Annotated in this window: 12 protein-coding genes; 4 read left to right on the forward strand and 8 right to left on the reverse strand. The window is 65.3% G+C overall.

What is annotated here, in order from left to right:
• Positions 1–19 precede the first annotated feature (19 nt).
• Genes fadD1 through IDF66_RS04730 form a run of 3 tightly spaced genes read left to right on the forward strand, consistent with a single transcriptional unit; the run spans position 20 to position 3,717 of the window.
• The gene (fadD1, locus tag IDF66_RS04720) at positions 20–1,615 is read left to right on the forward strand and encodes a fatty-acid--CoA ligase FadD1 (protein ID WP_190265867.1); all 1,596 of its coding nucleotides are present in this window, start codon (positions 20–22) and stop codon (positions 1,613–1,615) included.
• A gap of 6 nt (positions 1,616–1,621) precedes the next feature.
• Positions 1,622–2,698, forward strand: coding sequence for an oxidoreductase family protein (locus IDF66_RS04725; RefSeq protein WP_190265868.1), 1,077 nt, complete (start codon positions 1,622–1,624; stop codon positions 2,696–2,698).
• Positions 2,695–3,717 carry an NAD-dependent epimerase/dehydratase family protein gene (locus IDF66_RS04730; RefSeq protein WP_190265869.1) on the forward strand — a complete coding sequence of 341 codons (1,023 nt, stop codon included), beginning with the start codon at positions 2,695–2,697 and terminating at the stop codon, positions 3,715–3,717. Before IDF66_RS04725 ends, IDF66_RS04730 begins: the two co-directional genes overlap by 4 nt.
• Positions 3,718–3,744: 27 nt before the next feature.
• Here IDF66_RS04730 and IDF66_RS04735 read toward each other — a convergent pair whose 3' ends face one another.
• The 8 genes from IDF66_RS04735 to IDF66_RS04770 are packed head-to-tail and all read right to left on the reverse strand — an operon-like array spanning position 3,745 to position 10,650.
• Positions 3,745–4,650, reverse strand: coding sequence for an SDR family NAD(P)-dependent oxidoreductase (locus IDF66_RS04735; RefSeq protein ID WP_190265870.1), 906 nt, complete (start codon positions 4,648–4,650; stop codon positions 3,745–3,747).
• Positions 4,650–5,918 carry a hypothetical protein gene (locus IDF66_RS04740; protein ID WP_190265871.1) on the reverse strand — a complete coding sequence of 423 codons (1,269 nt, stop codon included), beginning with the start codon at positions 5,916–5,918 and terminating at the stop codon, positions 4,650–4,652. Before IDF66_RS04740 ends, IDF66_RS04735 begins: the two co-directional genes overlap by 1 nt.
• Positions 5,919–5,926: 8 nt before the next feature.
• On the reverse strand, positions 5,927–6,472 hold the full coding sequence (locus tag IDF66_RS04745; RefSeq protein WP_164308602.1) for a Cif family virulence factor: 546 nt from the start codon (positions 6,470–6,472) through the stop codon (positions 5,927–5,929).
• 11 nt (positions 6,473–6,483) lie between these two features.
• Positions 6,484–6,681 (reverse strand): ferredoxin, encoded by a 198-nt coding sequence (locus IDF66_RS04750; protein WP_164308601.1) that lies wholly within the window; start codon positions 6,679–6,681, stop codon positions 6,484–6,486.
• Between the two features lie 6 nt (positions 6,682–6,687).
• The gene (locus tag IDF66_RS04755; RefSeq protein WP_190265872.1) at positions 6,688–8,031 is read right to left on the reverse strand and encodes a cytochrome P450; all 1,344 of its coding nucleotides are present in this window, start codon (positions 8,029–8,031) and stop codon (positions 6,688–6,690) included.
• On the reverse strand, positions 8,028–8,828 hold the full coding sequence (locus IDF66_RS04760) for an SDR family oxidoreductase (protein ID WP_164308599.1): 801 nt from the start codon (positions 8,826–8,828) through the stop codon (positions 8,028–8,030). The genes IDF66_RS04755 and IDF66_RS04760 overlap by 4 nt, the downstream gene beginning before the upstream one ends.
• Entirely contained in the window at positions 8,828–10,069 is a 1,242-nt protein-coding gene (locus IDF66_RS04765; protein ID WP_164308598.1) for a cytochrome P450, read from the reverse strand. Before IDF66_RS04765 ends, IDF66_RS04760 begins: the two co-directional genes overlap by 1 nt.
• Entirely contained in the window at positions 10,069–10,650 is a 582-nt protein-coding gene (locus IDF66_RS04770) for a TetR/AcrR family transcriptional regulator (RefSeq protein WP_164308597.1), read from the reverse strand. The genes IDF66_RS04765 and IDF66_RS04770 overlap by 1 nt, the downstream gene beginning before the upstream one ends.
• A 64-nt stretch (positions 10,651–10,714) precedes the next feature.
• On the opposite strand from IDF66_RS04770, the gene IDF66_RS04775 reads away from it, so the two are divergent.
• Positions 10,715–12,181, forward strand: a complete 1,467-nt coding sequence (locus IDF66_RS04775; RefSeq protein WP_190265873.1) for an aldehyde dehydrogenase — start codon at positions 10,715–10,717, stop codon at positions 12,179–12,181.
• Positions 12,182–12,243 lie beyond the last annotated feature (62 nt).

Raw genomic sequence — 12,243 nt, forward strand, 5'->3', positions numbered from 1 at the left:
CACGTTCTAGAGTGGCGGCATGGCCGAGACCGTGACCCAGCTCCTGCAGGAGCGCGCAGACGACGACAACCTGGCGATCACCTACGAGGGCAGTCAGTGGTCCTGGCGCGAGTACGTCACCGACGCCAAGCGCGCTGCCGCAGCGGTGCTCGGCCTCGCCGATCCCACGCGTCCCATGCATGTTGGCGCCCTGCTCGGCAACACGCCGGACATGCTCATCGCGCTGGCCGCAGGGGCCCTCGGCGGATATGTGACGGTCGGCGTGAACAACACCCGCAGGGGCGACGGACTCGCCGCCGACATCCTCCGGGCCGACTGCCAGATCCTGATCACCGACGCCGAGCACCGTCCGCTGCTCGACGGTCTGGACCTCCCGGGCGTGCAGATCCTCGACACCTCGACACCCGCCTGGGACACGGCAACCTCCACCGCAGGCGAACTCGTCCCCCACTCGGTACCCACCGCGACCGACACCTTCATGCTGATCTTCACCTCCGGCACCAGCGGCAACCCGAAGCCGGTCCGGTTCGCGCACATGATGATCCCGTTCGCCGGACCGGTTCTCGCGGACAAATACAGCATCGGGCCCGGCGACGTCTGCTACTTGTCGATGCCGCTGTTCCACTCGGCAGCACTGATGGGCGGCTACTGCGTTGCGCTATGTGGCGGTGCCGCCATCGCGCCGGCGAAGTTCTCGGCGTCGACGTTCCTCCATGACATCCGGCGCTACCACGCCACGTACATGAACTACGTCGGCAAACCGCTGGCCTACATCCTCGCGACCGAGGAACGACCCGACGACACCGACAACCCGCTGCGAGTCGCCTTCGGCAACGAGGCAACCGACCGCGACATCAACGACTTCTCCACACGGTTCGGCTGCACTGTCTGGGACGGTTTCGGCTCGACCGAACTCGCCATCATCATCACTCGCGAACCCGGCACCCCAGAGGGATCGATCGGCCGGGGATTTGCCAATGTGGCGGTGTACAACTCGGAGACACTCACCGAATGTCCCCGGGTCGAGTTCGACGAGAACGGCGCCCTGGCCAACGCCGACGACGCGATCGGCGAGTTGGTGAACGTCGATGGCGCAGGCATGTTCATGGGCTACTACAACGACGAGGAATCCACCAGCGAGCGCCTGCGGCACGGCATGTACTGGTCGGGCGATCTCGCGTACAAAGACGCCGAGGGCTGGATCTACCTGGCCGGACGCACCGGCGACTGGATGCGGGTGGACGGTGAGAACCTGGCCGCCGGGCCGATCGAACGCATCCTGCTCCGCCTTCCGGAGGTCAACCGCGTCGCGATCTATGCGGTCCCCGACGAGCACGTCGGCGACGCGGTGATGGCCGCCGTCGTCCTCCAGGACGACGAGGAACTCACCCCCGAACGATTCGCCGAACAGCTTGCCGCACAGGCAGACCTGTCCCCCAAGGCGTGGCCGCGCTATGTGCGGATCGCCGGCGACCTGCCGACCACGGCAACCAACAAGATCCTGAAGCGGGAACTCAAGAAGGAGGGCCCGAGCGCGGGCGACGGCACGCTCTGGGTGCGCGAGGGCCGATCGAGGGACTACGTCGTCGTCGGCGCCTCGACGGCCGCGGTCTGAGGACCGATGACGATCTCACACGCCGGTGACGCCCGCCGATCGACCATCCCCACCGACGTCGATGGTCTGACCGCATCGTGGCTGTCAGACCTGTTGCGCTCGGCGGGGAACGACGCCGAGATCGTGTCTGTCGAATCCGAGCCGGTCGGGTCCGGCCAGATGGCCGGTTCATATCGGCTCACCCCGACCTGGGCGGCTCCCGGCGACCTGCCGAGGACGATGGTCGCCAAACTCGCGATCGGTGAACGTGCGCAACGCGAATTCGCAGCAGGTGTCTTCCACAACGAGGTGCTCTTCTATCAGCAACTGGCGCCCACCCTGACGGCCCCGATCCCGCTGTGTCACGCAGCGGTGATCTCCGACGACCACACCGAGTTCGTGCTGCTGCTCGAGGACATGGCGCCGTCGGTTCAAGGCGACCAGATCATCGGATGCACCCCGGAGCAGGCTCATGCGGTGGCCCTGGCAGCGGCAGGCCTGCACGCACCTCGGTGGTGCGATGGCACCCTCACCCTCCTGCCCGGCCTTGCGCTTCCCACGCACGACGACCGACTCCTGATGGACTCGGTTCTCGGTCCGATGGCCGATGCGTTCCGTTCGCGATTCGACCTCTCCGGTCGCGAGGCCGCCACCATCGACTGGCTGGTCGCGACTGCCGGGGACTGGCTGGAACGGGATCCTCGACGGTTCTCTCTGATCCATGGAGATCTCCGCATCGACAACATCCTGTTCGGACCAGATGATTCGGTCACGATCGTCGACTGGCAGACCATAACGCTGGGAAATCCCCTGCGCGACATCGCATTCTTGCTCGCCACCAGCCTGGGCACCGACGATCGTCGTGCTCACGAACGGGAGATGGTGGCGGCCTATCATGCTGCGCTGCTCGCGCATGGCGTGACCGACTACTCCCTCGACGACTGTTGGTCCGACTACGTCGACTCGCTGATCCAAGCGCCCATGATCATCGTCTTCGGGTGTGGCGCGGCGATGCCGACCGAGCGCGGTGACCGAATGTTCACGACCATGCTCGAGCGTGCCGCCGCTGCCATCGACGACTTGAATCCCGGTGTGCTCTCGTGAAACTGGTGATCGGCGCGAGCGGATTCCTCGGCTCGCACGTGGTGCGCCGTCTCGTGGAATCCGGCGAGCAGGTCCGCGTGCTGGTCCGCGACACGAGCGACACTCGCGGCATCGACGATCTCGCCGTCGAGCGGGTCGTCGGCGACCTGTTCGATGCGACGACCGTGTCCACCGCCCTCGATGGCTGCAATGACGTCTACTACTGCGTGGTCGACACGCGCGCCTGGCTGACGGATTCGGAACCGCTCTTCCGCACGAATGTCGAGGCGCTGCGCGCTGTCCTCGACGTGGCAGTGCATGCCGACCTGCACTCGTTCGTGTTCACCAGTACCCTCGCGACGATCGGCCGCGTCACGGGCCGCGCGGCCAGCGAGGCCGACGAATTCAACTGGGGTGACAAAGCATCGGACTATGTCCGGTCGCGTGTCGCGGCCGAGAACCTGGTCGTGGACTACGCGCGGACGCGGGGATTGCCTGCAGTCGCCATGTGTGTGTCCAACACCTACGGTTCAGGCGACTGGCAGCCGACACCGCACGGAGCCTTTGTCGCGGGAGCCGCCCTGGGCAAGATGCCCTTCACGGTGCGGGGCATCCGCGCGGAGTCGGTCGGCATCGATGATGCCGCCGACGCGTTGGTACTCGCGGCCGCACGCGGCAGCCGAGGCGAACGCTACATCGTGTCGGAGCGCTTCATCGATCTCGGCGAGATCATCGCCGTCGCCGCACGCACCGCCGAGCGCAGACCGCCCCGCCTCGTCCTGGGTCGGTTGTCGCTGTATGCATGCGGTGCAGTCGGTTCGGCGCTCGCCAAGATCACCGGCCGACCGCGACAACTGACCATCACCTCGGTGCGGTTGATGCATTACATGTCCCCGATGGACCACGGCAAGGCCGAACGCGAACTCGGCTGGCGCCCGAGCCCGGTCACCGACGCAGTCGCCGAGGGTGCCCGGTTCTGGATCGACCGTTCGGCACGACGCCGCGCCGACCGTGCCCGCGCCGGAGACCGACGCGGGTAGGTGACTGTTCCCGGGTCGGGGGCGACGTCACGCCAACAGGCCGGTCAACTCCGCCAGGCTGTAGGGCGCACTGTCCTGATGGTCGCGGTACGCGATGAACGTCGCCTGCTGTGGTTCGTACCGTCCGATGAAACCACCTGCAGCCGTGAATATCTGCCCGCTGATGCCCTTGGCGGCGTCACTTGCCAGGAACACATACAGGGCGGCCACGTATTCGGGCGGCGCCGGGTCCAATGCGGCGTCCCTGGTGAGATCGTCGAGGATGCCGCGACGGTGCAGACTCTCGATGTGCGCGATGTAGTCGTCTCCACTCGACAGCCGCGATTTGGCCCCTGGCATCACGACATTCACCCGAACGCCATGATCTGCGAGATCCGCACCGCCCGCCAGCGCGAGCGCGTTGACGCCTCCCTTTGCGGCGGGATAGCCACTCCCACCGAAGATCCCGAGCGACGCCGCCGAGCCGGTCAGCACGATCGATCCGGTCCGTTGCCGGGAGAAGATCTGTCCGGCGGCCCGCATCAGATGGAAGGCACTCATCAGGTGCGCATCGACCTGTTCGCGGAACTCGGCATCGGTGATGGTGAGGATGGTGGAGCCGGCGGGTTCGGCGATACCCGCGCAGTTGACCGCGATGTCGAGGGCGCCGTACTCGGCCAATGCGGTGTCCACCATCTGCTGGGCCACGCCATCATCGCCTGCCGACCCGACGACTCCGACGGCATAGCCGCCGCCCCCGCGGATCTCGGTGACGGTCTCCTCGACCGCCACCGGATCCCTGCCGTTCACCACCACCGACACGCCGCGGCCGGATAGCGCGTAGGCCACCGCGAGACCGATACCACGGGTGGCACCGGCGACCACGGCCACCCGCCCGGACAGGCTCAGATCCGGGTGGTACTCCGCGGACGACGATGTCCGGCCGTCCTCCATCAGACGCCGCTACCCACCGGTGTGATCGGGAGCGAACGTCCCCGGTCCGTGAACTCGAAGGAGGCACCCGAGCTGAATCGTGCGATCGCGACCTCGCCGGACTCCTTGTGCGTCTCGCTGCCGCGGATCATCACGAACTCGATCGCCTCGTCCGTCTCGTCGCTCGATCCGACCGTCCAGTGCGCATCCACCGCAGTTCCGATGGCCTGCAACGGCTCGTGGTGTTCGCTCTCCAACAGGGTGACCCACCCTCCGTCGGTCACGGCGTCGGAGCTCTTGGGTACCCGGACCACCACATCGCCGTCGCGGGCCTCGGCGGTCACGCCGGTGTACTGCCCGGGTCCGAGGACCGGGTGCAGGTTGATCACCGCGGCCAACCCCTCGGCATCCGGTGCGAGCCCGAGTGCCGCACGCAGCCGATCCGCAGACAGGCCCGCGATTCCGGTCAGCTGTTTGCGGAAGATCTCACGCGCCTGCTCCTCGCTCTCCGCGTGCCGGCGCACCGACAAGAGAAACCCGAGCGAGAGCAACTGGTGTTGCAGTGCAATCTCTTCGGCGATGCGTGCCAGCGCCGAACGTGACCATTCCCGGAACTGGAGATCGGCGACGAGAGGCCCACGATAGTCGGTCAGTCCGTCGCCGGATGACGAGTCGATCGGCGTGAGGACCGACTGCCCGGCTCGGGTGGTGAACATCTCGGCGGCATCGGCCGGCAGCGGCAGTTCCTCCCGGTCCGGTTCGATCGTCACCGTCCACTCACAGTGCGGCATACGGTCGACAGGCCGCCGCGGCGGACGGTGGATCGGCCGGATGCGCGCGCGGCGATTGGTCGCGATGGCGGTCGCGTCGAACGTCGGATCCTCGATGTCATGGCACATCGTCGTCACGTAGTCGTCGCCCATCGGCTCGACGTCCATCAAGGCGCCACAGTGTTGCAGGAAGAAGGAGCCGTGGTATTTGTCGGTCACCTCGTAGCGGAAGTCCATGAACTGAGGCGGAGCTCCGATGTCGAGTTGGAGGCATTTGAACATGTCCTCCACCCCGTCACCGTCGATCCCGAGCGCGGTCCGCATGCGGTGGGTGTACACCGGACTCGCCGCCATCCATTCCTCGATGGCGACCTCTCCCATCACCTCTCGCCCGAAGGCGCTGATGAGATGGGCCATCCCGCTACGGTCGATCAACTGCCCGGAGAGTAGTAACTCGGGCACCAGGATGGCCAGCTGATCCTGACTCAGGCCTTGGTAGGCCGGGGCTGTGTGAGTCATGGGTCAGATCACCAGAACGGGACGGGCGCTTTGCCGAACGGATACCAGCCGGGCAGGTCGCCCGGCGCCGACTTCTCGATCCGCTTGAGCATGCCGTCGCTCATCGCATTGGCCTTCAGTAGTTCCACGAACAGCGCCGACACATTGCCGAAGTCGAAGAAGTCGCGCTGCCAGGAGAACTGGAAATTGCCGGCGTACTTGAACCAGCTGCCCTGGATGCCCTCCAACGCATAGTTGGTGCCGTCCTCGCGTTTACGGTCGTAGACCTGCTTCCACAGTCCGATCATGTCACCGGTCTTCTCGTCGATGACCCACGCCTGGTACGGGTACTCCCACCCTTCGAGGCCCTCCATCTCCTGGCCGAGGGCGAGGTCACGGATCTCGTCGCGACCGACGGCCATGAAGTCTTTCTCGGGACCGTAATTCCATCCGTACGTGGCGTCTTCGGTGTAGAACTCGGCCAGCGGCTTCCAGTCACCCGCCTTCTCCGCGACGACGTTCGCATCCAGCCACCGCTGTTTCATTTCTTCCAGTTCGGCACGATCAAAAGACATGTCACTCCACTTCACTCGTCGTCTTCGACAATTCTCAGAGCTTGGGTCGGGCAGTACATCACCGCGGCCTCGACCTCGGCGCGGCGACTCTCGTCGGGTTCCTTGTCGAGGATCTCGACATGGTCGCGGTGCGCCTCGAAGACGTCGGGCGCCTCCATCTCGCACATCCCGTGCCCTTGGCACAGATCCAGGTCAACCTCCACACGCACTGACGATCACCGCTTCCGGTACTTCACGCGGCATGGTTGCTGGAGCTGAACGACCATCTTGGAGTGGTCGTTACGATAGGTCTCCGATGGCTGCAGCATCTCGAACTCGTAGTTCTGGAACAGCACCGAGAAGATCGCCTTGAGCTGCATGATGGCGAATTGCGCTCCCACACAGCGGTGCCGACCCGCGCCGAAGGGGATCCAGGTCCACCGATTGGCGATGTCTTCCTGCCGCGGCTTGTCGTAGCGGTCGGGATCGAAGGTGTCCGGTTCCGGGAAGTCCTCGGGCAGACGGTTCGAGATCGCGGGCGACACGGCGATGGACTGCCCGGCCTTGACCTCGAAGTCCTCGACATGGAAGTCCTTCTGCACCACGCGCATCAAGATGATGAGCGGTGGATGCAGACGCAGCGCCTCTTTGAGTGCATTCTCCAGCTGAGGCATCTGCCTGGTGTGCGCGAACGTGTACTCGGGACGCTCGCCCGCCGGCGTTTCGCCGTAGATCTCATCGAGTTCGCCGTACACCCGAGACATGTACTCGGGATTGCGCAGCAGCTCGATCAGCGTCCACGCCGCAGTACCCGAGGTGGTGTGGTGCCCGGCGAACATCATCGAGATGAACATCCCGGTGATGGTGTTCGCATCGAAGCCGACCTGGACGAGCACGTCCATCAGATCGCGATCTTCTTTGTTCTCGGTCGGATTCGCGATGCGGTCGTTCATCACACCCTGGATGAACTCGACCAACTCTGCACGGGCCTCGTCGCGCTTGCGGAAGCTCTCGATGTCGGCCTTGTAGTCGACATAGGCGATCGGGTCCGTGCCCTTTTCCAGATCATGGAACAGGTGCGCGATGTGTCCGTTCAGGCTCTCCCGGAACTTCCGGCCGATCAGGCATGCCGACGAGGTGTACAGGGTCAGCTCGGCAAAGAACTCGAGCAGGTCGATCTCGCCCTCGTCACCCCAGTCCGCGATGATGCGCTCGACCTCGTTGGGGATGGTCACCGCATGCTGTTTCATGTGCGGGCCCTTGAGGGCCGCATTGTGGATGGCCTTGGAGCGCTCCTCCGGGTCGGTGTCGAAGACGACGCCCTCACCGAAGACCGGTGTCATGAACGGATACGCGGCCGCCTGGTCGAGGTCCTCTTCCGGCGCCCGGAAGAACTCTTCGTTGGCCGCGGCACCGGAGACCAGGATCACCTCGCGATCGGCGAGCTGGAACATCCCGACGTCGCCGCACTCCTCGCGGATCCGCCAGAACAACGAGATCGGGTCGCCGGCCAGCTCGTCGAGATGCCCGTGTTCGCCTTCTCCCCGGGAGACGCGCTTCGGTTGGGTCAGAGCAGTCATCGCTGTTCTCCTTCAGGCTTCTTGTCACGTGTGAGGGCGCCCTCGGCCTCCACCTCGACCACACGCATGTGCGCTCCCCGCGGCATGGTCACGATCGCGGTGACGGCCTGGGCGATATGCCCGGGCTCGAGGAAGTTGCCGTGTCGGGCGAGTCCGTGCCGGATCCAGTCGTTCAGCATCTGTTCGGTGGTCTTCTGGTCGAGATCCATGCCCATGCCGGTCAGCACCTGACCGGGCCGGATCACGCTCGCGCGCACGCCCGTTCCTTCCAGCTCCAACTGGGCGGTGGCGACGAGACCGTCAATGCCGGCCTTGGCCGCCACATATGCCGACGACCACGGTCGCGGATGAAGGACGACGTCGGAACCGATGAAGACGTAGTCGCCACGGCGCCGCTCGATCATGCCCGGCACGACGGCCCGATACAGACGGTGGGCACCCACGAGATGGATGTCGATCTGCGAGGCGAAGTCCTCAGGGCTCACCTCGTAGGACAATCCGACCGCGAGGTCACCTGCGCCACTCACGACGATCTCCAGATCACCCAGGGCGGCTTGCGATTTCGCAACACACTCGGCGACAGATCCCTCGTCGGTGATGTCGAGCGGGACCGCAACCGCTTCCCCGCCCGCGGCCGTGATCTTGTCAGTCAGTTCTTGGAGCTTCTCCACCCGCCGCGCGGCAAGCGCCACCGGATAGCCTGCGGCGGCGAGGACCTCGGCGGTCGCGGCACCGATGCCGGACGACGCGCCGGCCACCAGCACGGGGCGACGATCGGGATGAGGAATGAACGCCATCAGCGCACCTTCACTTTCACGGGGAGCTCTGCGAATCCGCGCACGTTCACCGAGTGGACGCGGACCGCGTTGTCGATGTCGATGTCAACACTGCGGATGGAACGCGCAACCTCACCCAGCCCGATGTTGGACTCCAGTCGGGCCAGGTGTGCGCCGAGACAGAAATGTGTACCCATACCGAAACTCAGCAACGCCTGGCTGCAGTCCCGGCCGATCTGGTACTGGGCGGCATCGGCGCCGAAGACGTCGGTGTCCCGGTTGGCGGCGCCGACCAGCAACAGGACCCGCTCACCCGCGGGGATGGTCCGGCCGCCGTACTCGACATCGGACAGCACTCGACGCAACACCATCTGAGTGGAGTTGTCGTAACGCAGCGTCTCTTCGGTCCAATCCGCGACAGCGTCGGGATCGGCCAGCGGCTTCGCCAGCTCGTCCGGGTTACGCCAGCCCCAATACAGGGCATTGGCAAGGAGTTTGGTGGTCGTCTCGTTACCTGCGACCACCATCAGGACCATGAACCCGACGATCTCGTCCTCGGTCAGGCGGATCTTCTCACCGGTGGCGTCGTCGTCGACCTCCGCCTCGATCAGCGCCGACACCAGATCATCCCCGAGATTCTTCCGGCGATCGGCGATCAGGTCCGAGTAGTACTTGTGCAGCTCGATATAGGCGTAGACAGCCGCTTCCGGGATGTCGAGAACGCCTTCTTCCCGATGCAGCAGCAGATCTGACTGGTGCCGCAGATGCGCGCGATCGGCCTCCGGGACACCGAGGAGTTCGGAGACCACGTCCATCGGCAGCAGACCCGCGAAGTCGGCGATGTAATCGAACTCCCCCATGTCGAGACACTTGCTCCAATGCTGATGGGTGAGCGCCGTGATCCGTCCGGACAGATCACCGACCCTGCGGGGGGTGAAGCCCTTGGAGACCAGCTTGCGGATCCGCATGTGCTTCGGATCGTCCATGGCCAGGAATGACATCGACTTGTGCGCGTCCGGACCGTACGAGGACGGATCCATCGACACGCCCCAACTGTTGGACAGGTTCACAGCGTCCCGGAATCCGGCGCGGACATCTTCGTGACGGGACAGCGCCCAGAAGTCCATCGCCGCATTGTGATAGACAGGCGCCTCGCGGCGAAGCCGGTCGTAGGTCGGGTACGGATCCTCGTGGAAGTCGTACTCATACGGGTCGAACGGCACGAGATGCTCCATCCCCGTTCCCGTGGCGGTTTCGGTCATCACTTCTCCATCAGTAGATGTGCGGCTGCGACAAGACGTTCGGAGGTCTGCTCGTACGTCATGTGGCCCATTCCCGCGTGCACCAGACCGCCGGCGTAGATCATCTCCAGCGCATCGAGGAGTGGGCCCGGATTCTCCGGCTCCACCTCGAGTGCCTCGGCGAGCCGTCTGCGGATGAAGCCACCGATCCGCAGGCGGAGGTGTTCCACGTCGGGATCGGTACCGAGGAGCGCCATCGTGACCGCGCCACCGAGCTGCCCCTCCCCCGCGACGACCATCGACACCTCACGAAGCACCTGCGCCACCCGCTCGGTCGGCGTCGTCGTCAGGTCGGGCTCACCGACACCGGCACTGAGTCGGCGCCAGAAGACCTCGGCGACCAGATGACTCTTCGACGAGAAATAGGTGTAGGCGGTCGCGGGTGCGACACCCGCCAACTTGGCCACGGTTCGGACTGTGAGTCCGTCGAATCCCTCGTCGTTGAGCACCTCGACCGCCGCATCCGTCAATCTCGTGACGGTCTCGGCCTGCTGCTGTGTCAGTCTCCGGCGAGTGGATTCCTGGGATACAGGACTGGACATGTGAGCGAGGCTACACTAGGTTTGAACTTGAGTCCAGACACCTGTCCAGATGGAGTTCCAGCCAATGTCCTTACGTCCTGCATCGTCGTCGGAACTGCTGATCGACGGCAAGCTCACCCCCGGCGGGGGCGGCACCTTCGATGTCGTCAACCCGGCCACCGAGGAAGTCCTCGGCCAGGCCGCCGATGCCACCGCGGCCGACATGGACGCAGCCATCGCCGCCGCCCGAGTCGCCTTCGACACCACCGAATGGTCGCGCGACCACACACTGCGGGCCCGCTGTCTCCGCCAGCTGCGCGACACGCTCCTGGCCCATGGTGACGAGCTGCGCGACCTGACGGTCGCCGAGGTCGGTTGCCCCGTGTTCCTCACCAGCGGACCGCAATTCGAGGGACCGGTCACAGATCTCGGCTATTTCGCAGATCTCGCCGAGTCCTATCAGTGGACCACCGACCTCGGTCGGGCCAAGCCGATGGGAATCAAGAACGTCCGGGAGATCCGCAAGGAGGCGGCCGGAGTGGTCGGCGCGATCACACCGTGGAACTTCCCACACCAGATCAACTTCGCCAAGATCGGTCCGGCTCTGGCCGCAGGCTGCACCGTGGTGCTCAAACCTGCGCCGGACACCCCGTGGTGCGCTGCCCTGGTCGGCAAGGTCATCGCCGAGGAGACCGACTTCCCGCCAGGCGTAATCAACATCGTCACCTCCACCGATCACTCGCTGGGCGCGCAGCTGTCCACGGATCCGCGCGTGGATCTGGTGTCCTTCACCGGATCCACCGCAACCGGCAAGAAGGTGATGGCCGGCGCTGCCGAAACCCTCAAGAAGGTGTTCCTGGAACTCGGCGGCAAGTCCGCCTTCATCGTCCTCGACGATGCAGACCTCGCTTCCGCCTGCTCGATGGCCGCGTTCAACGTGGTCACCCACGCCGGGCAGGGCTGTGCCATCACCACCCGCCTCGTCGTGCCACGAGAGAAGCTCGACGAGGCGATCGCCGCGACCCGTGACTCGCTCGCCGGGCTTTCGGCAGGTGACCCGACCGACGCCGGAACCATCTGCGGACCCCTGATCTCCGCCACCCAGCGCAATCGTGTCGAATCCTACATCGAACTCGCGAAGACCGAGGGCGGCACCGTCGAGATCGGCGGCGGCCGGCCCGCCGACAAGGCCAAGGGCTACTTCGTCGAGCCGACGTTGATCTCCGGCCTCGACAACTCCGCCCGTGCCGCACAGGAGGAGATCTTCGGTCCGGTGCTGGTCATCCTCGCGCACGACGGTGACGACGACGCCATCCGCATCGCGAACGACTCACCGTATGGGTTGTCCGGTGCCGTCTGGGGTACGGACCCGGCACGTATCGACCACGTGGTCAACGGCGTTCGGACCGGAACGATGGGGATCAACGGCGGCATCTGGTATTCCGCCGATGTCCCGTTCGGCGGATACAAGCAATCCGGCATCGGCCGCGAGATGGGCGTCGCGGGCTTCGAGGAGTACCTGGAGTCCAAAGCGGTCGCGACGCCGGCCTGAGTGATCGACCCTTCCGACGCTCGCGAGCTCGCTCTTGCGGGACCGGGCAATCCCCAATGAAC

The sequence above is a fragment of the Gordonia hankookensis genome (genome assembly GCF_014673215.1).
GTDB lineage: Bacteria > Actinomycetota > Actinomycetes > Mycobacteriales > Mycobacteriaceae > Gordonia > Gordonia hankookensis.